Below are 26,201 nucleotides of genomic sequence, written 5' to 3' on the forward strand. Positions count from 1 at the left end.
GGACAGGACTGCTTCGTCAACTGACTCGCCGCAGTTGCCAGGTCATGCCAGCCCCGCTGGAGCAACTCCAGTCGCTATGCCACAATCCGCACTAGCCCCCTGTCACGGGGCCGGTGCTTGAAAACACCTTTTCCAAGACTAGCGGTGCAGCCTCCCCGTCAGCGAGGCTTTGTCACGTCTGAATCCTGTATTCGTGGGCGCTTGCCCACGTCTGTGCGATTTCGGGCGGGATGGGGCTCACCGCAAGGCTGCCCGCACGACTAGTCTCGTGTTTTCAACATCCCGCCCACCTGCCTGCGCTTGAAAACGCAACCCGGTGGTCTCAAGCCTCGACTAGGAGCACGGAAGCATGCGCAACGTTTGCCTTTCCACGGCCTCTCTCAACCTTGCACGGAGAGCCGAGCCATGACACCCAGACCCCCACCCAGCGCCGAGCATTTCACCCAGGTCGTGACCGAGGTGGACCGCCTGGTGTAGCAAGGCTGTGCCGAAATCTCGGCACTCTCCCGCATGGCCCTGCTGTGGCTGGAAACGCCCGAGACCAGCAATCGCCTGGACGTGCTCGCCAGCGCCCTGCGCACCATCCGCAACAGCGCCGACATGCTGGTCAGCGAAACCAGCGGCGAAGTCGTCGCCGTGGGCTGCTCCCACCACGTCAAAAGCAGCGCAGCCCCCTGAACCGGGCCCAGCGCAGCAAAGGCCCGTACAACTGCCCGTATGCCAGCGCCTGCGTCGGGCCGCCTGCGGGGTTGCAGTCCTGCCGAAGGACAGGACTGCTTCGTCAACTGACTCGCCGTGATTGTCTGAACGTAGCGCGCAGCGCGAAGTGAGTTTCACGGCGAACCCCGCAGGCGGCCCGACGCAGGTTGCCCCGCAGCGCAGCGAAGGGGTCGCGGGCATCCGGGTCGTCTTTCTTTGGCCTACCTTTCTTTGACGAATCAAAGAAAGGTAGGTCGGCCGCCGGGCCGAGACCCGGCCTCGAAAAAACACCCCCCGGCAGGGGCAGAAACAGTCCCCTCACCCGACAACCACGGACCGCGCAGCGCCGACAACATCCCGCGTGCGCCTCAACCCAATCCACTGCAACTCAGCCAACACAACAACCACCAGTGCCTGAGCCAACACCCACGCCACCCCCCAGGCAGACAACCCCAACCCACCAAACGCCAACAGCGCAACACAGCCCACAGCCCACCCAAAATTCCCCACAACCACCAGCCCGATCAACCGCCGCGGCACAGGCGAGCGCACCGCCATCCACGCAGCCAGCAGCGCATAGCCCAGCAAAAACCAGCCTGTGGACTGCAGCAGCGCCAGAGGCAACCCCGTCACATCCGACAGCGGCTGCCCCGCCGCCAGTTGCAAGGCGCCCGAGGCGGCGCAGGAAGCAGCATCGGCCCACATCACGCGGGGCAGGAAACGGGGGGAAGCAAACATCGACATGGCGAACTCCTTGAGAGCAACAGGCACACACCGTGCATGCCATGGACTGCATGGTCCGCCGCAGGCTGCACAGGGTCGATAACCTCGCAGGTCATGGCCGCCACGCCGGCCCCGCCGCTACGATGCGGACCATGACCTCCACCGCCCATCCACCGTCCGCGCGCTCGCCCTTCGGCGACCATCTGCGCCACTGGCGCCAGCACCGCCGCCTGAGCCAGCAGGGCCTGGCGCTGGAGGCCGAGATCTCCACGCGCCACCTGAGCTATGTGGAAACCGGCCGCGCCCAGCCCAGCCGCGAGATGGTGCTGCGCCTGGTGGAGCGCCTGGGCGTGCCGCTGCGCGAGCGCAACGCGCTGCTGGTGGCCGCAGGCTATGCACCCATGTACCAGGCCCGGCCGCTGGACCACCCTGACCTGGCCGCCGCGCGCCAGGCCGTGGACCTGGTGCTCAAGGGCCACGAACCCAATCCCGCCCTGGCCGTGGACCGTCACTGGAACCTGGTGGCCGCCAACGCCATCGTGCCGCTGCTGCTGGCCGGCGTGGCGCCCTGGCTGCTGGAGCCGCCCGTCAATGTGCTGCGCCTGAGCCTGCACCCCGAAGGCCTGGGCCCGCGCCTGGCCAACGCAGCCCATTGGCGCGCGCATCTGCTGCACCGCCTGCAGCAGCAGATTGCTGCCACGTCGGATGCGCAGTTGCAGGCGCTGCACGACGAGATTGCCGCCTACCCGTTCAAGGAAGATGAAGCGGACTCACATGGCGCAGCACCTGCCAGCCACATCGCTGTGCCCTTCGCGCTGGACACCGACCATGGCCGCCTGAACTTCATCAGCACCATCACCATCTTCGGCACGCCGGTGGATGTGACCCTGCAGGAGCTGGCCGTGGAGTCGTTCTTTCCGGCGGATGCGCAGACGCAGGAGGTGCTGGGGCGGTTGAGGCAGACTGCGTAAACCGGAAAGTACAGAGCCAGAAAGCAGCAAAGCCCGCCGAAGCGGGCTTTGCTCATGGAGCCGGATCAGGCCGGACTCAGGCGCTCACGCCCCTGGCCACGTCCGCGTACTCTTCGATCTGGTCGAAGTTCATGTAGCGGTAGACGCTGGACTTGTCGGCATCGATCACGCCCATTTCCTTGAGGTATTCCTCCTTGGTGGGCAGCTTGCCCAGGCGCGATGCGATGGCGGCCAGCTCGGCCGAGCCCAGGAACACGTTGGTGTTCTTGCCCAGGCGGTTGGGGAAGTTGCGGGTCGAGGTGGAGATCACCGTCGCGCCTTCGCGGACCTGGGCCTGGTTGCCCATGCACAGCGAGCAGCCCGGCATTTCGGTGCGGGCACCGGCCGTGCCGAAGGCGGCGTAGTGGCCTTCCTTGATCAGCTCGTTCTGGTCCATCTTGGTGGGCGGAGCCACCCACAGCTTGACGGGGATGTCGCGCTGGCCGCCCAGCAGCTTGGCTGCTGCGCGGAAGTGGCCGATGTTGGTCATGCACGAACCGATGAAGGCTTCATCGATCTTGGTGCCGGCCACTTCGGACAGGAACTTGGCGTCATCGGGATCGTTGGGGCAGCAGACGATGGGTTCCTTGATGTCGGCCAGGTCGATCTCGAACACGGCAGCGTATTCGGCGTCCTTGTCGGCTTCGAGCAGGTCGGGCTTGGCCAGCCAGGCTTCGACCTTCTCGATGCGGCGCTGCAGCGTCTTGGCGTCGGCGTAGCCGTCGGCGATCATGTTCTTCATCAGAACGATGTTCGAGGTCAGGTACTCCTTGATCGGCTCGGGGTTGAGCTTGATCGTGCAGCCGGCAGCCGAGCGCTCGGCCGAGGCGTCGGACAGCTCGAAAGCTTGCTCGACCTTGAGGTCGGGCAGGCCTTCGATTTCCAGGATGCGGCCCGAGAAGATGTTCTTCTTGCCGGCCTTGGCCACGGTCAGTGCGCCTGCCTTGATGGCGTACAGCGGAATGGCATGCACGAGGTCACGCAGGGTGACGCCGGGCTGCATTTCGCCCTTGAAGCGCACGAGCACGGACTCGGGCATGTCCAGGGGCATCACGCCCGTGGCGGCGCCGAAGGCCACCAGGCCGGAACCTGCGGGGAAGGAGATGCCGATGGGGAAGCGCGTGTGCGAGTCGCCGCCCGTGCCCACGGTGTCGGGCAGCAGCAGGCGGTTGAGCCAGGAGTGGATCACGCCGTCACCGGGACGCAGGGCCACGCCGCCGCGGTTGCTGATGAAGGCAGGCAGCTCGCGGTGGGTCTTGACGTCCACGGGCTTGGGGTAGGCGGCCGTGTGGCAGAAGGACTGCATGACCATGTCGGCCGAGAAGCCCAGGCAGGCCAGGTCCTTGAGCTCGTCGCGGGTCATGGGGCCGGTGGTGTCCTGCGAACCCACGGTGGTCATGCGCGGCTCGCAGTAGGTACCGGGGCGCACGCCCTGGCCTTCCGGCAGGCCGACGGCGCGGCCGACCATCTTCTGGGCCAGCGTGAAGCCCGCGTTCGAAGCAGCGGGCGCCTGGGGCAGGCGGAACACGGTGGAGGCAGACAGGCCCAGGAATTCGCGGGCCTTGGCGGTCAGCGAGCGGCCGATGATCAGGTTGATGCGGCCGCCGGCGCGCACTTCGTCGAACAGCACGTCGCTCTTGAGCTGGAACTCGGCGACGGTCTCGCCGTTCTTGACCAGCTTGCCGTCATAGGGCAGCACGTCGATGACGTCGCCCATCTCCAGCTTGGTGACATCGACTTCGATGGGCAGCGAGCCCGAATCTTCCTGCGTGTTGAAGAAGATGGGAGCGATCTTGCCGCCCAGGGTCACGCCGCCGAAGCGCTTGTTGGGCACGAAGGGGATGTCCTGGCCCGTGGCCCAGACGATGGAGTTGGTGGCCGACTTGCGCGAGGAGCCGGTGCCGACCACGTCGCCCACGTAGGCGACCAGGTGGCCCTTCTTCTTGAGGTCGTCGATGAACTGCATCGGGCCGCGCTTGCCGTCTTCCTCGGGCTTGAAGGCCGCGTCGGGACGGGTGTTCTTGAGCATGGCCAGGTAGTGCAGCGGGATGTCCGGACGGCTCCAGGCATCGGGCGCGGGCGACAGGTCGTCGGTGTTGGTCTCGCCGGGCACCTTGAAGACGGTGACGGTGATCTTCTTGTCCACTTCGGGGCGCGAGGTGAACCACTCGGCGTCAGCCCAGCTCTTCATGACTTCCTGGGCCTTGGCGTTGCCGGCCTTGGCCTTGGTGGCCACGTCGTTGAAGAAGTCGAACATCAGCAGCGTCTTCTTCAGCGCATCGGCGGCCACACCGGCGACTTCGGCGTCGTCCAGCAGCTCGATCAGGGGATGCACGTTGTAGCCGCCCACCATGGTGCCCAGCAGCTCGGTGGCCTTGGCCTTGGAGATGAGAGCCACCTGGATGTCACCGTGGGCCACGGCTGCCAGGAAGCTGGCCTTGACCTTGGCGGCATCGTCCACGCCCGGAGGAACGCGGTGCGTGAGCAGGTCGAGCAGGAAGGCGTCCTCGCCAGCGGGCGGGTTTTTGATCAGCTCGATCAGTTCGGCAACCTGCTTGGCTTCCAGCGGCAGCGGGGGGATACCGAGCGCGGCGCGTTCGGCCACGTGGTCACGGTAGGCTTTCAACATGATTCTCTCTCCATGGTTTTCTAAAGTGGGGCTGCTTGCGGGACGCTCAGGTCCGGGCCTGGATTACTGGCCGGCGGGCTTGGGTGCTTCCAGCAGGCTGGGAGGCGGGTTCTTCTTGATGGCCTCGGCCACCTGAAGCTGATCGGGGCTCATGCATTCGTCGGCCAGGCGCTGGCCGACCTTCTGGTTCATGAGCATCGATTTGTTGGCGATCTGCAGCCAGACGGCGCCGGCATGCTTGTCTTCCAGGCGCACGGTGCCGGTCGAGGTCTTGACGGGCGACATGTGGTACTTGAAGCCCTTGCCGTCGATGTTGAAGTAACCCGGGTTGGCCTGGTCGGCCGTCACATTGACGAAGGCGCCCAGCTCGCAGGGGATGCGGCCGGTGTGCACGCGCTCGGAAATGGCCAGGTCTTCGGCGGACAGCGGCTGCTGGGCAGCAGTTGCGACGGCGGCCGCACCGCCGACGGCGGCAGCGCCGGCAGCGGCCTTGGCCGTGGTGGCCTTCTTGGCGGGGGCCTTCTTGGCCGCAGGCTTGGCAGCGGCCTTGGCCGGTGCCTTCTTTGCGGTGGCGGGCTCGGCGGCGCTGGCACCCAGGCCCATGGCCAGCAAGGGGGCTGCGATCAGGATGGAGGCGATAGCTGTCTTCATACGTTGGGCTCCTGCAAATTCCCGGTGTGGGCTAAGCAAGTGATTCTGATGCAAACCAGGGCTGCACCTGTGGGGGCAGCGCCTGGCCGGTCTGGTGGGCACGTGTGAGCAACTGCCAGAAATAGCGGTAGCTCGCCCGGTCATGTAATACACCATCCACGCTGACGGGCGCCCAATCGGCGGCCTCGGCGGCGGTAAGTATTTGTGCGGCCTGCGCCACTTCGTCGGCCTGGGGCGCGAAGGCGGCGAGGATGGGGCGGATCTGGTCCGGGTGGATGCTCCACATGCGGGTATAGCCGAGCCGCCGTGACGCCTGTGTGGCAGCGGCCTGCAGCGCCTGTGGATTCCTGAATTCGGTGACCACGCAGTGCGAAGGCACCTTGCCGTGCGCGTGGCAGGCAGCTGCGATCTCCAGCTTGGCACGCACGACCAGCGGATGGTCGAACTGGCCGGCCGAGCCCATGGCCGAAGCAGGAATCGCGCCGCCATGGGCCGAGACGAAGTCCATCAGGCCGAAGGAAATGCTCTGCACGCGCGGGTGCGCCGCGATGTCGAAGGCCCGGTGCACGGCGGCGGGCGACTCGATGAGCACATGCAGCGGCAGTTCGCGGCAGCCCAGTCGGCCCAGATGCCGCTCGGCCAGCAGCACGTCGTCCACGCTTTCCACCTTTGGCAGCATGAGGTGGCACAGGCGGTCGCCGGCCTCGCCGACGATGATGTCCAGGTCCTGCGCGAAGCTGGCGTGGTCAACGGCATGCACGCGCGCAGCCACTCGGGCACCGGGCGCGGCATCGCGCGCCAGCGAGGCCACCAGGCGCGCATGGGCCGCCTCCTGGCCCACGGGGGCGCCATCCTCGCAGTCCAGCGTGACGTCAAAGACGCAGGTGCCGAACTCGGCCATCATCTCGGCCTGCAGCTGCAGGCTCTTGCGCATGCGCACTTCCACGCCGCTGTAGTGGTCGCAGACGGGCAGGTGCAGGGCACCGCCCTGCGCATCGAGCAGCACCTGGGCCGGGTGTGCGCGAGAGGGTGTGGACGTGGCGGCGGTCATGGCTTGCGCTGGGCGACGATGAACAGGCGGGGAAAGGCCAGCAGGCGCCGGCCGTCGGCGCGCACGCCGTAGGCGGCGTCCACGCGGTTTTCGTATTCGGTGAGGAAGTCGGCCTGCAGGGCTTCGGGCAGGCCCTCGACGAAGGGCTTGAGGCCGGTGCCGCGCAGCCACTGGACGATGGCGCCGGCCGAGTCCATCGGATGCTGGTAGACGGTGTGCCAGACATCGACGGCGCCGGCCTCGACGCCGGCCTGCTCCTGCGGGCCGGCCAGCAGGTCGTAGTAGCTGCGGATGGGCAGGATGTCGGCCCGCACCTTGGCGGCATCGCCGATGTAGGCGGCAAACTTGGGCAGGCTGGCGATCTCGCGCATCACGCGGTGCGTGGCTTCCTGCCGGTTGTCGGGCATCTGTATCGCCAGCACGCCCCCTGGCGCCAGTTGGGCGAACAGGCGGGGTATCAGCGTTTCATGCTCCCCCACCCACTGGAGGGAGGCATTGGCATAAATCAGGTCGGGAGCGCTCTCGCCGGGGGCGGGCGTCCAGGAAGCAATGTCGGCCAGCGCGAAGCGGGCCTCAGGCAGATGCTGGCGCGCGGTGGCCAGCATCGCCTGGGAGTTGTCTATGCCGGTGATCGTGGCACCGGCATAGCGCTGTGCAAGCAGCTCGGTGGAATTGCCCGGCCCGCATCCCAGGTCCACCACATGGCGGGCCTGGGCCAAGGGCACACGCGCCAGCAGCTCGGCTGCGGGGCGCGTACGCTCATTGGCGAAACGCAGGTAAAGCGCGGGATTCCAGTCGAGCATGGCTTGCCGGCGGCTTACAGCAGGTGCTTGACGCCGTCCTGTTCGCCTTGCAGCTCGGCCAGGGTCTTGTCGATGCACTCTTGCGAGAAAGCGTCGATTTCCAGGCCTTCGACGATCTTGTACTCGCCGTTCTCGGTGGTGACCGGGAAGCCGAAGACGATGCCGGCGGGGATGCCGTATTCGCCGTTGGAGGGCACGCCCATGGTGACCCATTCGCCGCCCGAGCCCAGGGCCCAGTCGCGCATGTGGTCGATGGCAGCGTTGGCAGCCGAGGCAGCCGAGGACAGGCCACGGGCGGCAATGATGGCGGCGCCACGCTTGCCGACGGTGGGCAGGAACACGTCCTTGTTCCAGGCCTGGTCGTTGATCTTGGCCTTGACGCTTTCACCGTTGACGGTGGCGAAGCGGTAGTCGGCGTACATCGTGGGCGAGTGGTTGCCCCAGACGGTCAGCTTGCGGATGTCGCCCACCTTGAAGCCGGCCTTGGCAGCCAGTTGCGAGGCAGCGCGGTTGTGGTCCAGGCGCAGCATGGCGGTGAAGTTCTTGGCCGGCAGGTCCGGAGCCGACTTCATGGCGATGTAGGCGTTGGTGTTGGCGGGGTTGCCGACGACCAGCACCTTCACGTTGCGCGAGGCAGCGGCGTTCAGCGCCTTGCCCTGGGCCGTGAAGATCTGTGCGTTGGCAGCCAGCAGGTCGGCACGTTCCATGCCGGGGCCGCGGGGACGCGCGCCGACCAGCAGGGCGTAGTCGGTGTCCTTGAAGGCTTGCAGGGGGTCGGAGTGGGCTTCGATGCCGGCCAGCAGGGGGAAGGCGCAGTCCTCGAGTTCCATGATCACGCCCTTGAGCGCGTTCTGGGCCTTCTCGTCGGGAATCTCCAGCAGTTGCAGAATGACGGGCTGGTCCTTACCCAGCATTTCGCCGGAGGCGATGCGGAACAGCAGGGCGTAACCAATTTGACCGGCGGCACCGGTGACGGCGACACGAACGGGCTTCTTGCTCATGATGAAACTCCAGGGATGGGGAAAAAATCAGGTGTTATCGGCGCCAGGTCGCACCAGCGTCAGAAACCAGCAGCCCGTGCTCCGCAAACAACGCGAAAGTGTACTCCCGATTTCGAAGCCCGGTCAATTTGTCTTATGTCTTATATAAGATATGATCGACGTCTGTTTCCAAGTCTTTCATCTGCGTCTCCGGGAGCCTCCCCACCCCGAACTTTTCCATGCCAGTCCTGCCTCCCCTCGCCTCAGACAACGCCGCCCCCACCATCGGCGCGGGCGCATCGACCCCGGCCTTCAGCCCTTTGTATCAGCAGATCAAGGGACTGATACTGCAAAGCCTTGAAGCAGGCGAATGGCGGCCCGGCGAACTGATTCCCAGCGAGATGGAGCTGGCCGCGCGCTTTCGCGTGAGCCAAGGCACGGTGCGCAAGGCCATCGACGAGCTGGCCGCGGAGAACCTGGTGATGCGCCGCCAGGGCAAGGGCACCTTCGTGGCCACCCACGCGGCCCAGCATGTGCAGTACCGCTTCCTCAAGCTGCAGCCCGACGGCGGCGACCAGCAGGGCGAGGGCCGTGCCGAGCGCCGCATCATCGACTGCCGGCGCCTGCGCGCATCGGCGGACGTGGCGCGCGGCCTGGCGCTGCGCAGCGGCGACGCCGTGATGCATGTGCGCCGCGTGCTGTCGTTCTCCGCAATCCCGACCATTTTGGAAGACATCTGGCTGCCGGGCCACGCCTTCAAGGGCCTGACCGCCGAGCAGATGTCCGCCTACCAGGGCCCCACCTACGCCATGTTCGAGCTGGACTACGGCGTGCGCATGGTGCGCGCCGACGAAAAGATCCGCGCCGTCCTGCCCGAGGCAGAACAGGCCCTGCTGCTGGATGTCCCCAGCACCACGCCCCTGCTGAGCGTGGAGCGCACCGCTTACACATACAACGATGTTCCCATGGAGTTACGCCGTGGCCTGTACCGCACCGACACCCATCACTACCGCAACGCGCTGAGCTGAACGATCCGTTCCCCAGAGAAGCGGGCGAAAATACGCAATTCCCAGCAAAGCTGTTTTTATTGCATTGCAATAGAATTTTGCATCGCCGCCCCTGAGCGATTACGAAGCAGTTACATCCACGAAAGTACCCTGCCATGACTGAGCAAGCCAAAAAGCGGCCAGAGTTCCGCAACATCAACTTCTTCAAGGACCTCCCCACCTACCGGTTGCCGCCGGCCGGCATCGTGTCCATCCTGCACCGCATCAGCGGCCTGCTGATGTTCATCCTGCTGCCTTTCATCCTGTGGATGATGGACATGTCGCTGACTTCGGAGATCTCCTTCGACGGCTTCACCTCGGTTTTCGCGGGTCCCTTCGGATGGTTCCTCAAGCTCGTGTGCCTGGCATTGATCTGGGCCTACCTGCACCACTTTTGCGCCGGCGTCCGCCACCTGTTCATGGATGTGAACCACCACGCCGTCAACAAGCAGTTCGGCAAGTCCTCGGCCCTGGTGGTGCTGGTCCTGAGCGTTGGCCTGACCCTGATCCTGGGTGCCAAGCTGTTCGGCCTGTACTGATTCACGATCTCTCCCTCACGATAAGGAAAAAGAACCATGTCCGTGAATTACGGCTCCAAGCGCACCGTGGTCGGTGCGCACTACGGCATCCGCGACTGGATGGTGCAGCGCGTCACCGGCGTGCTGATGGCACTGTTCACCATCGTGCTGCTGGCCAAGCTGATCTTCAGCACCGGCTCCGTCGGCTATGACCTGTGGGCCGGCATCTTTGCCCCGCAGTGGATGAAGTTCCTGACCTTCGCCGTGATCGTCTCGCTGGCCTGGCACGTCTGGGTCGGCGTGCGCGACATCTGGATGGACTACGTCAAGCCCGTGGGCCTGCGCCTGGTGCTGAACGTTTTCACCCTGGTCTGGCTGGTCGGCTGCGCCGGCTGGGGCATCCAGATCCTGTGGCGTATCTGATAGAGACGCGGTCTCCACGATTGAAGGTTAAGAATGAGCTACTCCAAAGCAAACATCACCAAGCGCAAGTTTGACGTCGTCATCGTCGGCGCTGGCGGCTCCGGCCTGCGTGCCGCGCTGGAACTGTCGCGCGCCGGCCTGTCCGTGGCCTCGTTGTCCAAGGTCTTCCCCACGCGCTCGCACACCGTGGCTGCGCAGGGCGGCGTGTCCGCTTCGCTGGGCAACATGAGCGAGGACAACTGGCACTACCACTTCTACGACACCATCAAGGGCTCCGACTGGCTCGGCGACCAGGATGCGATCGAGTTCATGTGCCGCGAAGCGCCCAACGTCGTGATCGAGCTGGAACACTTCGGCATGCCGTTCGACCGCAACCCCGACGGCACCATCTACCAGCGTCCCTTCGGCGGCCACACGGCCAACTACGGTGAAAAGCCCGTGCAGCGAGCCTGCGCCGCGGCCGACCGTACCGGCCACGCCATGCTGCACACGCTGTACCAGCAGAACGTCAAGTCCAAGACCAACTTCTTCGTGGAGTGGATGGCGCTGGACCTGATCCGCAACACCCAGGGCGACGTGGTCGGCGTGACCGCCATCGAACTGGAAACCGGCGACCTGTACGAGCTGCACGCCAAGGCCGTGCTGCTGGCCACGGGTGGCGCTGGCCGCATCTTCCAGGCATCGACCAATGCCTTCATCAACACCGGCGACGGCCTGGGCATGGCTGCACGCGCAGGCATCCCGCTGCAGGACATGGAGTTCTGGCAGTTCCACCCCACTGGCGTGGCCGGCGCGGGTGTGCTGCTGACCGAAGGCTGCCGTGGCGAAGGCGCCATCCTGCTCAACAGCGAAGGCGAACGCTTCATGGAGCGCTACGCTCCCACGCTGAAGGATCTGGCACCGCGCGACTTCGTGTCCCGCTCCATGGACCAGGAAATCAAGGAAGGCCGTGGCTGTGGTCCCAACAAGGACTACATCCTGATGAAGCTGGACCACCTGGGCGCCGACACCATCCGCAAGCGCCTGCCTTCGGTGGAAGAGATCGGCCACAACTTCGCCAACGTGGACATCACCAAGGAACCGATTCCCGTGGTGCCCACCATCCACTATCAGATGGGCGGCATTCCCACCAACATCAACGGCCAGGTCGTGGTGTGGGACGGTCAGCAGAACAATGTGGTCAATGGCCTCTATGCCGTGGGCGAATGCTCCTGCGTGTCGGTGCACGGCGCCAACCGCCTGGGCACGAACTCGCTGCTGGACCTGCTGGTCTTCGGCAAGTCGGCCGGCAAGCACATCGTGCAGTTCGTCAACGGCTTCGGCGACCACAAGGCCGTGCCGGCCGATGGCTCGGAGCGCACGCTCACGCGCCTGAACCAGCTCGACGACTCCAAGGAAGGCACCTACGCCCAGGACCTGGCTGGCGACATCCGCGCCACCATGCAGCAGCATGCCGGCGTGTTCCGCACGCAAAAGAGCATGGACGAAGGCGAAGTCAAGATCAACGCCATCCGCGAACGCGTGGGCTCCGTGACCCTCAAGGACAAGTCCAAGGTCTGGAACACCGCCCGCATGGAAGCGCTGGAAGTGGACAACCTGATCGAAGTGGCCCAGGCCACCATGATCTCGGCCGCTGCCCGCCACGAATGCCGCGGCGCCCACACCGTGTACGACTACGAGCATCCTGCCGACCACGCCGAGTTCCCGCTGGGCCGCAATGACAAGGAATGGCTCAAGCACACCCTGTGGTACAGCGCCACCAACAGCCTGGACTACAAGCCCGTGAACCTGAAGCCCCTCACGGTGGACAGCGTGCCGCCCAAGGTCCGCACGTTCTAATCCAGCAGCCCACGAGAGAACAGACAAATGAAGCGCACTTTCAAGATCTACCGCTACGACCCGGACAAGGATGCCAAGCCCTACATGCAGACCGTCGAGGTCGAGCTGGACGGCCACGAGCGCATGCTGCTGGACGCCCTGGTTAAGCTCAAGGAGATGGACCCCTCCATCTCGTTCCGCCGCTCCTGCCGCGAAGGCGTGTGCGGCTCGGACGCGATGAACATCAATGGCAAGAACGGCCTGGCCTGCCTGACGAACATGAAGACCCTGCAGGGCGACATCGTTCTCAAGCCCCTGCCCGGCCTGCCCGTGATCCGCGACCTGATCGTGGACATGACGCAGTTCTTCAAGCAGTACCACTCGATCAAGCCGTACCTGCAGAACGACAGCTTCGCGTCTCCCACCAAGGAACGCCTGCAGTCGCCTGAAGAGCGCGAAGAGCTCAACGGCCTGTACGAGTGCATTCTGTGCGCCAGCTGCTCCACCAGCTGCCCCAGCTTCTGGTGGAACCCCGACAAGTTCGTGGGCCCGGCCGGCCTGCTGCAGGCCTACCGCTTCATCGCGGACAGCCGCGACGAGGCCACGGGTGACCGCCTTGACAACCTGGAAGATCCGTACCGCCTCTTCCGTTGCCACACCATCATGAACTGCGTGGACGTGTGCCCCAAGCACCTGAACCCCACGCAGGCCATTGGCAAGATCAAGGAACTGATGGTCCGCCGGGCCATCTGATGACCATGACGAATACTCTGCTCGACGAACGCGAGCGAGACCTGCTGCGCTGGCGCTGCCGGCGTGGCCTGGTCGAGAACGACCTGTTCATCGCGCAGTTCTTCGCCACCTACGGAGACCAGCTCACGCGGAGACACGCGAGCGGTCTGTCTGCCTTGATGGACCTGGCAGACAACGACCTGATGGACCTCTTCTTGCGCCGCAAGGAGCCTGAAGGTGAACTCGATACCCAAGAAATCAGGGAAGTTCTGGAACTGGTGCGCAAGCGCAAGCCCGGTTCTCTCCCGCTAGTAGGCTAGGCAATCTAGAGAAGGAAGTTTGGAAATGAAACTCGCAGACAACAAAGCAACGCTGTCATTCAGCAACGGCGCTCCCAGCGTCGAGCTGCCCGTCTACCAGGGCAACGTCGGTCCCGACGTGGTGGACATCCGCAAGCTGTACGCGCAGACCGGCATGTTCACCTATGACCCGGGCTTCCTCTCTACCGCCTCGTGCCAGTCCGCCATCACCTACATCGATGGCGACAAGGGCGAGCTGCTGTACCGTGGCTACCCCATCGAGCAGCTGGCCAAGAACTGCGACTACCTCGAGACCTGTTACCTGCTGCTGTACGGCGAGCTGCCCAACGAGTCCGAGAAGGCCGACTTCGTCGAGCGCGTGACCAAGCACACCATGGTCAACGAGCAGATGCAGTTCTTCCTGCGTGGTTTCCGCCGTGACGCCCACCCCATGGCCGTCCTGACGGGTCTGGTCGGCGGCATGTCGGCCTTCTACCACGACAACATGGACATCAACAACGCCGAGCACCGCGACATCGCCGCGATCCGCCTGATCGCCAAGATGCCCACGCTGGTCTCCATGGCCTACAAGTACGGCATCGGTGCTCCGTACATGTACCCCAAGAACGACCTGAGCTACGCCGGCAACTTCATGCGCATGATGTTCGGCAACCCCTGCGAGGAGTTCAAGGTGAACCCCGTGGTCGAGCGCGCGCTGGACCGCATCTTCATCCTGCACGCAGACCACGAGCAAAACGCCTCCACCTCCACCGTGCGCCTGTGCGGCTCGTCGGGCACCAACCCCTTCGCCGCCATCTCGGCCGGCGTGGCCTGCCTGTGGGGTCCTGCCCACGGCGGCGCCAACGAAGCCTGCCTGAACATGCTGGAATACCTGCAGGCCAACGGCGGCGTTGCCAAGGTCGGCGAGTTCATGGAACAGGTCAAGGACAAGAACAGCGGCGTCAAGCTGATGGGCTTCGGCCACCGCGTCTACAAGAACTACGACCCCCGCGCCAAGCTCATGCAGGAAACCTGCAATGAAGTGCTGGCCGAACTGGGCCTGGAAAAGGACCCCCTGTTCGCCCTGGCCAAGGAAGTCGAGAAGATCGCCCTGGAAGACGACTACTTCGTGCAGCGCAAGCTCTACCCGAACGTGGACTTCTACTCCGGCATCGTGCAGCGCGCCATCGGCGTGCCCGTGAACCTGTTCACCGGCATCTTCGCCCTGGCCCGCACCGTGGGCTGGATCGCCCAGCTCAACGAGCAGATGGCCGACCCCGAGTACAAGATCGGCCGTCCCCGCCAGCTGTTCACGGGCTCCGTGTCCCGCGACGTCAAGCCGATCGGCCAGCGCTGATCGCAGGTCCGAGCCTCAGCGGCCCGGCACCCAAAAGCCCCATGCCTTTGCATGGGGCTTTTTTCATTTGCGAGCCCACCGCTCCAGAAGGCCACACCAGTCCTAGGAACACCATTTTCCCTATCGTGGCATGCCCATTGATTGAGCCTATCCACCTTAAGGTGACCGTTGACCCTCCCTCAAACGGAATGGAGCCGCAGCGCAATGCCCGCTGCCATTCAACGCAACCCCGGGACTCACATGCTTGTCGAAATCAACAAGGACGGAATGCTCATCCATGCGCGCGTCAGGAACGCGCGCAGCCCCGCCATCGAGAGAGGAAAGCGGACCGCCGCCATCACCGGCATCGTCGTGCACCAGACCGATGCCAACACGGCCCAGTCTTCGCTCAACAGCTACAGGAACCCGAAGGCCAATGGGGCACACTTCCTGATCGACAAGGACGGCACCATCTACCAGACTGCGGCCATCTATCAGCGTGCCAACCATGTGGGCCCGCTGAAGGCGAGGTGCCTGCTTGTGGGGAAATGCAAGGCCAGGGACTATGAAGGACTGAAGGCAAAGGGGGTACACCGCATCGAGATGCTGAAGGCTCCTGGTGAACGCTATCCGAGCAATATGGAGGCCATAGGTATCGAGATGGTCGGCCGAGCGGAGTTGCCGAAGGGGTTCAAACCTTCCTCCAACGAAGCGGATTTGCCCCCCGAGAGATTGCGAGGAGAGCGCGGCCTCTATCCCGCCCCGACCCAAGCTCAGAACCGGTCACTGACATGGCTTGTTGAAGCACTGCAGGACTCCATGCAACTGTCGCCCGGTGAAGTCTTCAAACATCCCGAGGTAAGTTGGAAAAATCTGACCGAAGCAGAAGGTGCAAACTGGAACCTTCCTACGAACACACCATGAAGTACCACCAATTTTTTTGGGCAATAACTTCAGCGATGGTCATGGCCTCAACGATTCATGCTGCTGACGCCCGGTATTCTGCGAAGCACATCCAGAAAATCAATATCTTCGCCCCCTCATCAAGCAACCCCGCTTGGGAGGATAAAAAATGGCTCGATTGCGACGATGTGATCCTGACCGAGGAGGATGTGCGATATGCATTGCAGCATATACGCCGAATTTCGGAAAAAGCCTACTTCAGCGAAGAAAACATGGATAGATCCGGATGCTCCGGAGGTGCGTCCGTCACGTTCAAGAGCGGAAAGATCATCGTCATGGATATCGAGCCAACAGGGCGAATCAGAATCTTCGAGGCGAACAGGAAGCTTGAACCCCTTGGAGTGCCCTCACGCTACTACGACTGCGCTCCTTGCAACAAACGCAAGATGAACCTGCTGCAAGACGCCTTGGACCGCGCCACGGAAAGGCGGCTCAAGGAGCTGAAAAGGCAGGGCCGGCTCCCGCCTTGAGTCACGGTCTGGTCTTCTCTTGCGCGCCGGTTTCGGCAATGGCCCTGACGCTTTATTCAACGCTTCGTGCGGCCGATGCCAGATAGCCGCTCAGGCACGCGCCACCGACCCGGCTGCAACGGCTGGCGGCCTGGTGAACGACCTGCTGGCCGGCTGCGCCGCCTGGCCTGAGCGCCGGGGCCAAGCCCCCTGCTTCACGCAGCAGCGCGGTTTCGCCGACAATGCCCCCCCGGCCCTCGTGGCCGGGCCTTCCATGCGCCGGGGTTCCGGCCCCAGCCACTCCTGCACACCATGAACTTTGCCTCCCTCGGCCTGAGCCCGGCGCTGGTCTCCAGCCTCCAAGACCTGGGCCTGGTCGATCCCACGCCCATACAGACCCAGTCTATCGCCCCCGTGCTTGCAGGCCGCGACCTCTGGGCCTGTGCGCCCACGGGCTCGGGCAAGACGGCCGCCTACCTGCTGCCGCTGCTGCAGCGCTGGATGGATGGCGGCAAGGCCCAGGGTGCTCAGGGCGGCTTTGTGCGAACCCTGACCACGCTGATCGTGGTGCCCACGCGCGAGCTGGCCCAGCAGGTGGGCGAGACGCTGTCCGACCTGGGCCGCGCGCTCAAGCAGCCGCCGCGCATCGGTGTGGTCTATGGCGGCGTGTCCATCAACCCGCAGATGATGATGCTGCGCGGCAGTGCCGACTTCCTGGTGGCCACGCCGGGCCGCCTGCTGGACCTGGTGGAGCACAACGCCGTGCGCCTGTCCGCCGTGCGCCACCTGGTGCTGGACGAGGCCGACCGCCTGCTGGACCTGGGCTTTCAGGAAGAGCTGCAGCGCGTGCTGGCCCTGCTGCCGAAGCAACGCCAGACCCTGCTGTTCTCAGCCACCTACCCCGACGCCGTGCAATCGCTGGCCACGGGCCTGCTGCACGATCCCGTTCAGGCACGCGTCGATGCCGCCGAAGGCCAGGATGCCGCCAGCCCGCAAAGCATCACCCAGCGCGCCATTGCCGTGGACCGCGCGCGCCGCACGCAATTGCTGCGCCAGCTGGTGCAGGGCGACACCGCTGCGGGTACCGACCCTGTCATGCTCGAACGTGCCCTGGTCTTCGTGGCCACGCGGCACACGGCCGAACTGGTGGCTGAAAAGCTCTACAAGGCCGGCATCTTCGCCACGGCCTTCCATGGCGACCTGAGCCAGGGCGCACGCAAGGAAGCGCTGGCCGACTTCAAGGCCAAGCGCTGGCAGGTGATGATCACCACCGACTTGGCGGCGCGCGGCATCGACATCACCCAGCTGCCCCTGGTCGTCAACTACGACCTGCCGCGCTCGGCCACCGACTATGTGCACCGCATCGGCCGCACGGGCCGCGCGGGCGAGGACGGCACGGCCATCAGCTTCGTGACGCCGGTCGACCAGGCGCACTGGGCGCTGATCTGCAAGCGCAACCAGCTGGACCTTGAACTGGAGCAGTTGCCGGGCTTCGAGCCCACCGAGCCCGTGCCGCCGCCTCCGGTGGCGCAGGACGGCAACGGCGGCATCAAGGGCCGCCGCCCGAGCAAAAAAGACAAGCTGCGTGCCGCGCAGGCTGCCGAGGCAGCAGCCAAAAGAGGCTGAGTTTTCCAGCCCGATCCGCTCAGCCTGCGCCGCCGCGCCCGCCAAAGCGATCCCGGTACGCCACCGGGGTAATGCCCAGATGGCGCACGAACAGGTGGCGCAGCGCCTGCTCCGAGCCCAGGCCCACGCGCGCGGCCACGGTCTTGAGCGGCAGATGGGCCTGGCTTTCCAGCAGTTGCTTGGACGCCTCCAGCCGCGCGCTCTCCACAAAGGCCGTGGGGCTTTGCCCCGTTTCCTGCTGGAACACGCGGCGCAGGTGCCGCTCGCTCATGTGCGCCTGCTCGGCCATCTGCGTGAGGGTCAGGGGCTCGGCCAGATGGGCCATCACCCACTGCTGCACGGCCTGCACGCCGCCGTGCTGCGCGGCCTGGGCCGCCAGCGGCACGCTGAACTGCGACTGCCCGCCGGGGCGCTTGAGATACATGACCAGGTCACGCGCCACCTCCAGCGCCAGCGCGTGGCCGAAATCCTCTTCCACCACGGCCAGGGCCAGGTCGATGCCGGCCGTCACGCCGGCCGAGGTCCACAGCTGGCGGCTGCCTTCACCATCGCGGATTTCCTCGCGCAGGTAGATGGCATCGGCATCGACCTGCACGCGCGGATGGCGCTGGGCCAGTTGCGCCGTCACGCTCCAGTGCGTGGCCGCGCGCCGGCCGTCCAGCAAGCCCGCCTCGGCCAGGAAGAAGCTGCCCGAGCACAGCGCAATCAGCCGCTGCACACGCGGCGCCACGCGGCCCAGCCAGGCGACCAGCTCGGCCGAGCCGCCCAGCACCTGCTCGATATGGCGCGAGCCCACGACAACCACGGTGCAGCCCATGCCTGCAGCCTCCAGCCCGGCCAGCGTATGCGTGGCCTCCAGCGACATCAGCGTGTCCGAGCGCACGGCCCCTTGCCGCTGCGAGACCACGCGCACCTCGTAGCCGTCGCTCTGGCCGCGCGCGCGCAGGTGCACGTTGGCATAGTCGAACACCGACATGGGTCCTATGGCCTCCAGCGCCTTGAAGCCGGGGTAGACGACAAGATCGATGCGGTGGGCGCTGGCGTGGCGGTGGTCCATGGGAAACGGCGGGCTCGGAGGCGGTCAGGGTGGAAAGAATGGGGCGGACTATACGAAAAGACGCAAGCACCCACGGCCAGCAGGCCCGGCCGACACCGGCCACACCCCTCAGATTCGGACATATCACCTGGGGCTGCGGCCATGATGCGGCCGGGCCGCCCGGCCATGGCCTACATTCAAGGCTTCGCGGAGCGCGCGCCCTGCCGTTCCTGAGCCACCCCGACAGAAAGACACGCCCATGAAATCCAAAGCCGCCGTCGCCTTCAAGGCTGGAGAACCCCTGCAGATCGTCGAGATCGACGTGGCCCCCCCGAAGAAGGGCGAGGTCCTGATCAAGATCACCCACACCGGCGTCTGCCACACCGACGCGTTCACGCTGTCGGGCGACGACCCGGAAGGCATCTTCCCCGCCGTGCTCGGCCATGAAGGCGCGGGCATCGTCGTCGAGGTCGGCGAAGGCGTGACCAGCGTCAAGCCCGGCGACCACGTGATCCCGCTGTACACCGCCGAATGCGGCGAATGCCTGTTCTGCAAGAGCGGCAAGACCAACCTGTGCGTTTCCGTGCGCGCCACCCAGGGCAAGGGCGTGATGCCCGACGGCACCACGCGCTTTTCGTACAACGGCGAGCCCATCTACCACTACATGGGCTGCTCCACCTTCAGCGAGTACACCGTGGTCGCCGAAGTCTCTCTGGCCAAGATCCATCCCGATGCCAACCCCGAGCAGGTCTGCCTGCTGGGCTGCGGCGTGACCACGGGCCTGGGTGCCGTCAAGAACACCGCCAAGGTCCAGGAAGGCGACACCGTGGCCGTGTTCGGCCTGGGCGGCATCGGCCTGGCCGTGATCCAGGGCGCCAAGCTGGCCAAGGCCGGCCGCATCATCGCCGTGGACACCAACCCCTCCAAGTTCGACCTGGCCCGCACCTTCGGCGCCACCGACTGCGTGAATCCCAAGGATTTCGACAAGCCCATCCAGCAGGTCATCGTCGAGATGACGGGCTGGGGCGTGGACCACAGCTTCGAGTGCATCGGCAACGTCAACGTGATGCGTGCCGCCCTGGAATGCGCGCACCGCGGCTGGGGCCAGTCGGTCATCATCGGCGTGGCCGGCGCGGGCCAGGAAATCTCCACACGCCCCTTCCAGCTGGTGACGGGCCGCAAGTGGCTGGGCACGGCCTTCGGCGGCGTCAAGGGCCGCAGCGAGCTGCCCGGCATGGTCGAGCAGGCCATGAGTGGCGAGATCCAGCTGGCCCCCTTCGTCACGCACACCATGGGCCTGCCGGAAATCAACGAGGCTTTTGACCTGATGCACGAAGGCAAGTCCATCCGCTCCGTCGTCGTGTACTGAAGCTCCCCCTGAGGCACTGCGCGCCTTCCCCCTCTCTATTCGCTACGCGAGGGAGGGGGACGACGCCCTCGGCTGGGCGCCCCCGCCGCGAGGCGGCTCTTGCTCGGCGCCTCTCGCCTGGGCAGCGCCAGTTTCATGGGCCGTTGACCGTGTATAGCGTATCAACTCCCATCTTTGAATGCTGCACGCACCGCTTGCCAAGGTGCCCGTAGCATTTTTCTTTTTGAGGAACACCATGTCCGCACTGCCGCCCCTGGAACTCAAGAACGCCCATGCCTGCTTCGGCGGCGCACAGCGTTTCTACGAGCATTTCTCCGCCGAGATCGGCCTGAACATGAAGTTCTCGGTCTTCCTGCCGCCCAAGGCCGTGGCCGGCGAGAAGGTGCCTGCCGTGCTCTACCTGGCCGGGCTGACCTGCACCGAAGAGACCTTCATGACCAAGGCCGGCGCCCAGCGCCTGGCCGCCGAGCTGGGCATTGCGCTGATCGCGCCCGACACCAGCCCGCGCGGCGCAGGCCTGCCCGGCGAGGCCGATGCCTGGGACTTCGGTGTGGGCGCGGGCTTCTACCTGGATGCCACCACCAAGCCCTGGGCACTGCACTGGCGCATGGAAAGCTATCTGCTGGGCGAGCTGCTGCCGCTGATCGCCGCACGCCTGCCCATTGACGCGCAGCGGCTGGGCATCTTCGGCCACTCCATGGGCGGCCACGGCGCGCTCACGCTGGCGCTGCGCCATCCGGGCCGCTTCAGGAGCCTGTCGGCCTTCGCGCCCATCGCCAACCCCGTCAACTGCCCCTGGGGCCAGAAAGCCTTCTCAGGTTATCTGGGCGATGACCGCAAGGCCTGGGAAGCGCATGACGCCAGCTGCCTGATGGCCGCCCAGACCGAGGCGCCCTACCCGGCCGGCATCCTCGTGGACCAGGGCCTGGCCGACAAGTTCCTGATCGAAAAGCAGCTGCTGCCCGAAGCCTTCGAGGCCGCCTGCGCCCAGGCCGGCCAGCCGCTGACGCTGCGCCGCCACGGCGGCTACGACCACGGCTACTACTTCATCCAGAGCTTCATTGATGACCATCTGCGCCACCATGCAGAGCAGTTGAGTACCCCCTGAGGCGCTTCGCGCCTTCCCCCTGAAAGGGGGACGACAGCCTCGCTGCGGGGCGGCCCTTGCTTGCTGTCCCTGGGTTGGAGCGCGCCAGTTTCCAAGATTGGGCACAAGACCATAGAACGGGCGCGTCTCATCCAGGCATGCGCCCCGCGCGCATGTCCTGCGCAATCCGCTCCAGTACCTGCGGCAGGTCCTTCACGCTGGCGATCACGTGGTGGGCGCCGGCTGCGCGCAGCTTGGCCTCGGCGCGGGCTACGCGCTCGCGCACTTCTTCGGCGGGGGCGGCGGCCAGTTCGGCGGGGGAGTAGCCGACTTCGTTGCCGGACAGGGTCAGGCCCACGGTCCACATGCCGGCGTTGCGGCCTTCCTCGATGCCGGGCACGGTGTCGTCCACCTTCACGCAGGCGCGCACGTCGCCAATGCCCAGCGCCAGCACATTGGCCAGCGCCATGAAGGGGCCTGGGCGGCCGCCTGCGGCCATTTCATCGCCGGCCACCACATGGTCGGGAGCCAGGCCGTTGGCCGCTGCCTGCGGCAGCAGCTGGTTCAGGACTTCACGCGGATAGCCCGAGCACGAGCCCACCTTCAGGCCCTGCGCGCGCAGCCAGCCCAGCAATTCAGGCGCGCCTTCGATGGGTGCCGAAAACTCACCGACCTTGGCGATCTGCATGGGCATGAAGCGGGCGTAGATGGCATCCACGTCGGCGTCGCCAGGCGGCTGGCCGAAGGCCTTGTGCCATTGCGCGCGGATGCCTTCGTTCTGCAGCAGCTCGTGGATGTGCTGCCACTTGGACAGGCCCATGGGGCCGCGAGCCTGGGCCAGGGTGATGGTGATGCCGAAGCTGGCAAAGGCCTCGACAAAGATCTGCGTGGGCGCCAGCGAGCCGAAATCGACCAGGGTGCCGGCCCAGTCGAAGATGACGGCCTGCAGCGGCGACAGATCGGCGGCGGCGGTGGAGACGGTGGTGTGGTTCATGGTGTTTATTGACAAGGAAAGAGGTTCAAACAGAAGAGGGCCGCACGCGCCTGTTCATTCCAGCGTGCGGATGAAATTGCGCCCGCGCGGGCCGGATGCGGCCGACTGCAGCAGCTGCTGCCACTCATCCCCGGGCACGCCGTAGTGGGCGGGATCGGTGGCCACGCCCAGGCTTTCGAGGAAGTTGCGCAGGCGCTGCACGGCCAGCTCGCCCGTGGCGGCATCGAAGATGGACAGCAGGGCCGCGTCGGCCTGGTCGTCGGCGCCCAGGGCCATCTCCAGCACCAGCGGCAGGCTGAACGAGCAGGCAATGCCGTGGGCCACGCCATGGCGCAGCGTGATGTCGTAGGACAGCGAATGCGCCAGCGCCGTGCGGGTGTTGGAGAAGGCCAGGCCGGCCATCAGGGCTGCCTCGGCCATGCGGCTTCGCAGCGGCAGGCTGCCCAGGTCCTGCATCAGCGCGGGCAGCGTGGCCAGGGTGCGCCGCGCGGCGCCCACGGCCAAGGTGGTGGAGACGGGATTGCGGTGCCGGTTCCAGATGGACTCCAGCGCATGCGACAGCGCATCCAGCCCCGAGGCCAGCGTGGCGCCGGCCGGCAGGCTTTGCATGAGCTGCGCGTCGATGATGGCGGCCTCGGGCCAGGTCCAGTGCTGGTGCAGCGAGTGCTTGCGGCCAGCGGCCTGGTCCCAGATCGTGGCCCAGGGCGTGACCTCGCTGCCCGTGCCGGCCGTGGTGGGAATGGCGATCAGCGCCTTGTGGCCTGCGGCCGGCAGGGCCAGCCCCTGCTCCAGGGCCTGCAGCAGTTCGCCGAAACGCCGCGTGGGCGTGGCGCACATCAGCGCCTTGGCCGAGTCGATGGCGCTGCCGCCGCCCAGGGCCACGATGCACGGGACCTCGGCGTATTCGCGGTGCACGCGGTCATACAGCGGGGCCAGCCACTGCACATCGGGGTTGGGCGCAATGCCGTCCACCACGCCGCGCAGCTGGCTGCCCAGCCGTTGGCGCAGCTGCTGCACCAGGCCCAGGGATTCGGCCTCGGGAAACGTCACCAGCAGGCAGTCGCGCCCGGCCAGCAGCTCGGGCAGGCGGTCCAGGCGGCCAGGGCCGGCATGGATGGCAACGGGGTTGTGATAGGTCCACACAAATCGGTCCTTTGAATGAAACGGGGGCGCCGGTAAAAGCGCAGCCCTCAATGGCGGGTGCCCTGCTGGATGCGGCGGCGCAGCCAGTGGGAGACGAGATCGGCGGCGATCACCATCACGGTGATGACCACGATGCAGGTGGCCGTCTCCTGGTAGCGGAACAGCTTGAGGCTGCCGACCAGCTCGAAACCCAGCCCGCCCGCGCCCACCATGCCCAGCACCGTGGCCGAGCGCAGGTTGACCTCGAAGCGGTAGAGCACGACCGCAATCCAGGCCGTGATGGCCTGCGGTATCACGCCGAAGACGATGAGCTGCAATTGCGTGGCGCCTGCGCTGCGCAGGGCCTGCAGCGGGCCGTCGTCGATCTCTTCGATGCTCTCGGCGAAGAACTTGCCCAGCATGCCCATGCCATGCAGGGCCAGGGCCAGCACGCCGGGAAACGGCCCCAGGCCCACGGCCGAGACAAAGACCAGCGCCAGGATCAGCTCGTTGATGCTGCGCACCACGTTCAGGAACTGCCGCGTGATGCGCCGCAGCCAGTGCCAGCCATGCAGGTTGCTGGCCGCGATGAAGGACAGCGGCAGCGCCAGCACCACGGACAGCAGCGTGCCCCAGATGGCGATCTGCACCGTCTCCAGCGCGGGCGCCATCAGGCGCGGCAGCATGCTCCAGTCCGACGGCACGGAGCGCGCCACGAAGTCTGCGATCTGGGGCATGCCTGCCGCCAGTTCACCCCAGCTCATCTGCGCGCCGCCCGCGCTCCAGTGCAGCACCCAGGCGATGGCCAGGGCCGCAGCCGCATAGCCGGTCCAGCCCAGGGCGCCATGGGGGCGCGGCGCGGTCCATTGCCAGCGGTCGCGCGGCTCGGGGCTCCAGGAATTGGCGCTGGTCATCACAGTCCTCCTGCGGGCGCGCTGGCCCGCATCCACGAGGCAGGCACCGGCGCCTGCGCATGCAGGCCGGCAGGCCCTATGGCCGCCGTGCCCGGAGGTGTGTCCGGCTCTGCGCCCTGCCCTGCGCCTTGCCCTGCAGTGGGCTGCGCATGGTAGATGGCCTGCAGCGCGGCCTCGTCCAGCGCCTGCGGCGATCCGTCAAAGACCATGCGGCCCTGGGCCAGGCCCAGCACACGGTCGCCGAACTCCCGCGCGTAGTCCACCTGGTGCAGGTTGCAGACCACGGCAATGCCCAGCTCGCGCGTGGCATCGCGCAGGTACTGCAGCACGCTGCGCGCGGTCTTGGGGTCCAGGCTGGCCACGGGCTCGTCGGCCAGGATGACCTGGGGCTGCTGGGCCAGCGCGCGGGCAATGCCCACGCGCTGCATCTGCCCGCCCGACAGCGCCTCGGTGCGTTCCAGCGCCTTGTGGGCCAGGCCCACGCGCTCCAGGCACTGGTCGGCCAGGCGGATATCGCTTTCGCGGAACAGCTGCAGCACCGAGGCCAGGGTGCCGGTCTGGCCCAGGCGCCCGGTCAGCACGTTCTTGCGCACCGACAGGCGCGGCACCAGGTTGTGGTGCTGAAAGACCATGGCCACATGGCGAGCCAGCTCGCGCCGGCTGTGCCTGCCGCCGCCCAGCATCAGGTCCATGCCGCCCACCTCCAGCGTGCCGCTGTCGGCGCGGGCCAGGCCGTTCATGCAGCGCAGCAGCGTGGACTTGCCGGCCCCCGACAGGCCCAGCATGACGACGAACTCGCCGGGCTGCACATCCAGGTCGATGCCATGCAGCACGTGGTTGCTGCCATAGCTCTTGCGCAATTGGCGAATGCGGATCATTTCATGCTCCCCAGGTCGAGCTTCAGGGCCTTGGCCGTCTGGCGTACCACGTCGTAGGCCTTGTCATCCGTGGCCGCGAAGCCGTCGAGCACACCCTGGTCGCCCCAGGGCAAGTCCTTGACCTCGGCCAGGGCCGCAGCCACCTTCTGCTTGGTGCCGGCGTCCAGGCTCTTGCGCCAGGTCATGGGCGACTCGGGGATGGGCTGGGAGCGCCAGACGATCTGGAAGTCCTCGCGCTTGACCAGGCCCTTGCTCACGGCCGAGTCGAAGATGCGGTCGGCCACGGCCGCCGCATCCACCTTGCCGTTGGCCACGGCCATGATGCTGGCGTCGTGCGAGCCCGAGAAGATCACGCGCGAAAAGCCCTTGTCCGCATCGAATCCCTCGGCCATCAACCCGGCCTTGGGAAACAGGTGGCCCGACGCCGAGGTCGGGTCCACAAAGGCAAAGCTGCGGCCCTTGAGATCGGCCACGCTGGCCGGACCCTTGTCCTTGCGGGAGATCACCATGCTGTGGTACGCGCTCTTGCCCGTCTTCTTGGTCACGGCCACCGCAAAGGCCTCGGCGCCCGCCACCTGGCTGGCCAGCACGTACGAGAACGGGCCGAGGAAGGCGATGTCGATCTTGTTGGAGCGCAGCGCCTCGATCACGCCGTTGTAGTCATTGGCCACGAAGGGCCGCACCTTCATGCCGGTGCGGGTGGCCAGCTGGTCCATGACCTGCTGGCTGGCGCGGATCATGGCCTGCGCGTCCTCCGAGGGGATCAGGCCCACGCGCAGCTCGGCGGGCTGGGCAAAGGCGGCAGTGGTAGCGGTGGTGGCGGTGGCGGCCAGGGCCAGCACGGCTGCGGCATGGCGCAGCCAGGTCTTGCGGTTCATCTTCATGGGAGCGTTCCTTTGCATCAGGTCAGGCACATCGGCAGATCGGTGGATCCGTGAATCGCCGGCCAAATCGCCAGGCGGGTGGGGATGGCTGAATGCTAGGAGCGACATATTTCTGCCATGTGAAAGTTTCAGAATCGGTTTTGACAGCATCCATAGACAAA

Annotated in this window: 26 protein-coding genes; 14 read left to right on the forward strand and 12 right to left on the reverse strand. The window is 66.0% G+C overall.

Translation table 11 applies throughout. The features are described 5' to 3' along the window. Window positions 1–510: 510 nt before the first annotated feature. On the forward strand, window positions 511–678 hold the full coding sequence (locus DA1_RS31230; protein WP_230590735.1) for a hypothetical protein: 168 nt from the start codon (window positions 511–513) through the stop codon (window positions 676–678). Between the two features lie 339 nt (window positions 679–1,017). Here the strand turns inward: DA1_RS31230 and DA1_RS04505 are convergent, their stop codons facing one another. Continuing rightward, complete coding sequence (locus DA1_RS04505) at window positions 1,018–1,443, reverse strand: hypothetical protein (RefSeq protein WP_034391501.1); 426 nt, start codon at window positions 1,441–1,443, stop codon at window positions 1,018–1,020. 131 nt (window positions 1,444–1,574) lie between these two features. Here DA1_RS04505 and DA1_RS04510 point away from each other — a divergent pair, with 131 nt between their 5' ends. Beyond that, a complete protein-coding gene (locus tag DA1_RS04510; RefSeq protein ID WP_034391499.1) occupies window positions 1,575–2,393 on the forward strand; it encodes a helix-turn-helix domain-containing protein in 819 nt (272 codons plus the stop codon). A 76-nt stretch (window positions 2,394–2,469) separates the two neighbouring features. On the opposite strand, the gene acnB is transcribed toward DA1_RS04510, so the two are convergent. The 5 genes from acnB to DA1_RS04535 form a co-directional block, all read right to left on the reverse strand. Continuing rightward, a complete protein-coding gene (acnB, locus tag DA1_RS04515) occupies window positions 2,470–5,061 on the reverse strand; it encodes a bifunctional aconitate hydratase 2/2-methylisocitrate dehydratase (RefSeq protein WP_012204353.1) in 2,592 nt (863 codons plus the stop codon). A gap of 63 nt (window positions 5,062–5,124) precedes the next feature. Beyond that, a complete protein-coding gene (locus DA1_RS04520) occupies window positions 5,125–5,712 on the reverse strand; it encodes a hypothetical protein (protein WP_013803433.1) in 588 nt (195 codons plus the stop codon). A gap of 31 nt (window positions 5,713–5,743) precedes the next feature. Continuing rightward, a complete protein-coding gene (locus DA1_RS04525) occupies window positions 5,744–6,763 on the reverse strand; it encodes an HpcH/HpaI aldolase/citrate lyase family protein (protein WP_012204351.1) in 1,020 nt (339 codons plus the stop codon). Then, window positions 6,760–7,566 carry a trans-aconitate 2-methyltransferase gene (tam, locus tag DA1_RS04530; RefSeq protein ID WP_013803434.1) on the reverse strand — a complete coding sequence of 269 codons (807 nt, stop codon included), beginning with the start codon at window positions 7,564–7,566 and terminating at the stop codon, window positions 6,760–6,762. The genes DA1_RS04525 and tam overlap by 4 nt, the downstream gene beginning before the upstream one ends. A gap of 14 nt (window positions 7,567–7,580) precedes the next feature. Next, a complete protein-coding gene (locus DA1_RS04535; protein ID WP_013803435.1) occupies window positions 7,581–8,567 on the reverse strand; it encodes a malate dehydrogenase in 987 nt (328 codons plus the stop codon). Window positions 8,568–8,785: 218 nt separating this feature from the next. On the opposite strand from DA1_RS04535, the gene DA1_RS04540 reads away from it, so the two are divergent. From DA1_RS04540 to DA1_RS04585, 10 genes are all read left to right on the forward strand, one after another. After that, window positions 8,786–9,574 (forward strand): GntR family transcriptional regulator, encoded by a 789-nt coding sequence (locus tag DA1_RS04540; protein WP_012204348.1) that lies wholly within the window; start codon window positions 8,786–8,788, stop codon window positions 9,572–9,574. A gap of 134 nt (window positions 9,575–9,708) precedes the next feature. Continuing rightward, on the forward strand, window positions 9,709–10,131 hold the full coding sequence (sdhC, locus tag DA1_RS04545) for a succinate dehydrogenase, cytochrome b556 subunit (RefSeq protein ID WP_012204347.1): 423 nt from the start codon (window positions 9,709–9,711) through the stop codon (window positions 10,129–10,131). Window positions 10,132–10,167: 36 nt separating this feature from the next. Beyond that, window positions 10,168–10,533 carry a succinate dehydrogenase, hydrophobic membrane anchor protein gene (gene sdhD, locus DA1_RS04550; protein WP_012204346.1) on the forward strand — a complete coding sequence of 122 codons (366 nt, stop codon included), beginning with the start codon at window positions 10,168–10,170 and terminating at the stop codon, window positions 10,531–10,533. Window positions 10,534–10,566: 33 nt separating this feature from the next. Continuing rightward, a complete protein-coding gene (sdhA, locus tag DA1_RS04555) occupies window positions 10,567–12,372 on the forward strand; it encodes a succinate dehydrogenase flavoprotein subunit (RefSeq protein WP_012204345.1) in 1,806 nt (601 codons plus the stop codon). Window positions 12,373–12,399: 27 nt separating this feature from the next. Next, window positions 12,400–13,104, forward strand: a complete 705-nt coding sequence (locus DA1_RS04560; protein WP_012204344.1) for a succinate dehydrogenase iron-sulfur subunit — start codon at window positions 12,400–12,402, stop codon at window positions 13,102–13,104. Continuing rightward, a complete protein-coding gene (locus DA1_RS04565; RefSeq protein ID WP_012204343.1) occupies window positions 13,104–13,403 on the forward strand; it encodes an FAD assembly factor SdhE in 300 nt (99 codons plus the stop codon). The genes DA1_RS04560 and DA1_RS04565 overlap by 1 nt, the downstream gene beginning before the upstream one ends. Window positions 13,404–13,428: 25 nt before the next feature. Further along, window positions 13,429–14,739, forward strand: coding sequence for a citrate synthase (locus DA1_RS04570; RefSeq protein WP_012204342.1), 1,311 nt, complete (start codon window positions 13,429–13,431; stop codon window positions 14,737–14,739). A 204-nt stretch (window positions 14,740–14,943) separates the two neighbouring features. After that, window positions 14,944–15,642 (forward strand): peptidoglycan recognition protein family protein, encoded by a 699-nt coding sequence (locus DA1_RS04575; protein WP_034391497.1) that lies wholly within the window; start codon window positions 14,944–14,946, stop codon window positions 15,640–15,642. Next, window positions 15,639–16,151, forward strand: a complete 513-nt coding sequence (locus DA1_RS04580) for a hypothetical protein (protein WP_034391495.1) — start codon at window positions 15,639–15,641, stop codon at window positions 16,149–16,151. The genes DA1_RS04575 and DA1_RS04580 overlap by 4 nt, the downstream gene beginning before the upstream one ends. Before the next feature lie 291 nt (window positions 16,152–16,442). Next, window positions 16,443–17,756, forward strand: coding sequence for a DEAD/DEAH box helicase (locus DA1_RS04585; protein WP_034391493.1), 1,314 nt, complete (start codon window positions 16,443–16,445; stop codon window positions 17,754–17,756). A 19-nt stretch (window positions 17,757–17,775) separates the two neighbouring features. Here the strand turns inward: DA1_RS04585 and DA1_RS04590 are convergent, their stop codons facing one another. Further along, the gene (locus DA1_RS04590; RefSeq protein ID WP_034391491.1) at window positions 17,776–18,813 is read right to left on the reverse strand and encodes a GlxA family transcriptional regulator; all 1,038 of its coding nucleotides are present in this window, start codon (window positions 18,811–18,813) and stop codon (window positions 17,776–17,778) included. A 238-nt stretch (window positions 18,814–19,051) separates the two neighbouring features. Between DA1_RS04590 and DA1_RS04595 the strand changes: the two genes are divergently transcribed. Beyond that, window positions 19,052–20,161 (forward strand): S-(hydroxymethyl)glutathione dehydrogenase/class III alcohol dehydrogenase, encoded by a 1,110-nt coding sequence (locus DA1_RS04595; protein ID WP_012204334.1) that lies wholly within the window; start codon window positions 19,052–19,054, stop codon window positions 20,159–20,161. Window positions 20,162–20,396: 235 nt separating this feature from the next. Then, complete coding sequence (gene fghA / locus DA1_RS04600) at window positions 20,397–21,269, forward strand: S-formylglutathione hydrolase (protein ID WP_034398291.1); 873 nt, start codon at window positions 20,397–20,399, stop codon at window positions 21,267–21,269. A 127-nt stretch (window positions 21,270–21,396) separates the two neighbouring features. Here fghA and phnX read toward each other — a convergent pair whose 3' ends face one another. From phnX to phnD, 5 genes are read right to left on the reverse strand one after another with little or no spacing between them, the layout of a single operon-like run. Next, window positions 21,397–22,242 (reverse strand): phosphonoacetaldehyde hydrolase, encoded by an 846-nt coding sequence (phnX, locus tag DA1_RS04605; RefSeq protein WP_034391489.1) that lies wholly within the window; start codon window positions 22,240–22,242, stop codon window positions 21,397–21,399. Window positions 22,243–22,296: 54 nt separating this feature from the next. After that, a complete protein-coding gene (psrA, locus tag DA1_RS04610) occupies window positions 22,297–23,385 on the reverse strand; it encodes an iron-containing alcohol dehydrogenase PsrA (protein WP_034391488.1) in 1,089 nt (362 codons plus the stop codon). Window positions 23,386–23,432: 47 nt separating this feature from the next. Beyond that, window positions 23,433–24,278, reverse strand: coding sequence for a phosphonate ABC transporter, permease protein PhnE (phnE, locus tag DA1_RS04615; protein WP_034391487.1), 846 nt, complete (start codon window positions 24,276–24,278; stop codon window positions 23,433–23,435). Continuing rightward, window positions 24,278–25,156, reverse strand: a complete 879-nt coding sequence (gene phnC / locus DA1_RS04620) for a phosphonate ABC transporter ATP-binding protein (RefSeq protein ID WP_034391485.1) — start codon at window positions 25,154–25,156, stop codon at window positions 24,278–24,280. The genes phnE and phnC overlap by 1 nt, the downstream gene beginning before the upstream one ends. Then, the gene (gene phnD, locus DA1_RS04625; protein ID WP_034391484.1) at window positions 25,153–26,040 is read right to left on the reverse strand and encodes a phosphonate ABC transporter substrate-binding protein; all 888 of its coding nucleotides are present in this window, start codon (window positions 26,038–26,040) and stop codon (window positions 25,153–25,155) included. The genes phnC and phnD overlap by 4 nt, the downstream gene beginning before the upstream one ends. Between the last annotated feature and the right edge of the window lie 161 nt (window positions 26,041–26,201).

Origin of the sequence: Delftia acidovorans NBRC 14950, assembly GCF_001598795.1 — a bacterium.
Taxonomy (GTDB): domain Bacteria; phylum Pseudomonadota; class Gammaproteobacteria; order Burkholderiales; family Burkholderiaceae_C; genus Comamonas; species Comamonas acidovorans.

Excerpts from the sequence above, each read along its gene's own strand:
- DA1_RS31230 (WP_230590735.1), top strand. The coding sequence starts at position 511 with ATGGCCCTGCTGTGGCTGGAAACGCCCGAGACCAGCAATCGCCTGGAC.
- DA1_RS04505 (WP_034391501.1), bottom strand. The coding sequence starts at position 1,443 with ATGTCGATGTTTGCTTCCCCCCGTTTCCTGCCCCGCGTGATGTGGGCC.
- DA1_RS04510 (WP_034391499.1), top strand. The coding sequence starts at position 1,575 with ATGACCTCCACCGCCCATCCACCGTCCGCGCGCTCGCCCTTCGGCGAC.
- acnB (WP_012204353.1), bottom strand. The coding sequence starts at position 5,061 with ATGTTGAAAGCCTACCGTGACCACGTGGCCGAACGCGCCGCGCTCGGT.
- DA1_RS04520 (WP_013803433.1), bottom strand. The coding sequence starts at position 5,712 with ATGAAGACAGCTATCGCCTCCATCCTGATCGCAGCCCCCTTGCTGGCC.
- DA1_RS04525 (WP_012204351.1), bottom strand. The coding sequence starts at position 6,763 with ATGACCGCCGCCACGTCCACACCCTCTCGCGCACACCCGGCCCAGGTG.
- tam (WP_013803434.1), bottom strand. The coding sequence starts at position 7,566 with ATGCTCGACTGGAATCCCGCGCTTTACCTGCGTTTCGCCAATGAGCGT.
- DA1_RS04535 (WP_013803435.1), bottom strand. The coding sequence starts at position 8,567 with ATGAGCAAGAAGCCCGTTCGTGTCGCCGTCACCGGTGCCGCCGGTCAA.
- DA1_RS04540 (WP_012204348.1), top strand. The coding sequence starts at position 8,786 with ATGCCAGTCCTGCCTCCCCTCGCCTCAGACAACGCCGCCCCCACCATC.
- sdhC (WP_012204347.1), top strand. The coding sequence starts at position 9,709 with ATGACTGAGCAAGCCAAAAAGCGGCCAGAGTTCCGCAACATCAACTTC.
- sdhD (WP_012204346.1), top strand. The coding sequence starts at position 10,168 with ATGTCCGTGAATTACGGCTCCAAGCGCACCGTGGTCGGTGCGCACTAC.
- sdhA (WP_012204345.1), top strand. The coding sequence starts at position 10,567 with ATGAGCTACTCCAAAGCAAACATCACCAAGCGCAAGTTTGACGTCGTC.
- DA1_RS04560 (WP_012204344.1), top strand. The coding sequence starts at position 12,400 with ATGAAGCGCACTTTCAAGATCTACCGCTACGACCCGGACAAGGATGCC.
- DA1_RS04565 (WP_012204343.1), top strand. The coding sequence starts at position 13,104 with ATGACCATGACGAATACTCTGCTCGACGAACGCGAGCGAGACCTGCTG.
- DA1_RS04570 (WP_012204342.1), top strand. The coding sequence starts at position 13,429 with ATGAAACTCGCAGACAACAAAGCAACGCTGTCATTCAGCAACGGCGCT.
- DA1_RS04575 (WP_034391497.1), top strand. The coding sequence starts at position 14,944 with ATGCCCGCTGCCATTCAACGCAACCCCGGGACTCACATGCTTGTCGAA.
- DA1_RS04580 (WP_034391495.1), top strand. The coding sequence starts at position 15,639 with ATGAAGTACCACCAATTTTTTTGGGCAATAACTTCAGCGATGGTCATG.
- DA1_RS04585 (WP_034391493.1), top strand. The coding sequence starts at position 16,443 with ATGAACTTTGCCTCCCTCGGCCTGAGCCCGGCGCTGGTCTCCAGCCTC.
- DA1_RS04590 (WP_034391491.1), bottom strand. The coding sequence starts at position 18,813 with ATGGACCACCGCCACGCCAGCGCCCACCGCATCGATCTTGTCGTCTAC.
- DA1_RS04595 (WP_012204334.1), top strand. The coding sequence starts at position 19,052 with ATGAAATCCAAAGCCGCCGTCGCCTTCAAGGCTGGAGAACCCCTGCAG.
- fghA (WP_034398291.1), top strand. The coding sequence starts at position 20,397 with ATGTCCGCACTGCCGCCCCTGGAACTCAAGAACGCCCATGCCTGCTTC.
- phnX (WP_034391489.1), bottom strand. The coding sequence starts at position 22,242 with ATGAACCACACCACCGTCTCCACCGCCGCCGCCGATCTGTCGCCGCTG.
- phnE (WP_034391487.1), bottom strand. The coding sequence starts at position 24,278 with ATGACCAGCGCCAATTCCTGGAGCCCCGAGCCGCGCGACCGCTGGCAA.
- phnC (WP_034391485.1), bottom strand. The coding sequence starts at position 25,156 with ATGATCCGCATTCGCCAATTGCGCAAGAGCTATGGCAGCAACCACGTG.
- phnD (WP_034391484.1), bottom strand. The coding sequence starts at position 26,040 with ATGAAGATGAACCGCAAGACCTGGCTGCGCCATGCCGCAGCCGTGCTG.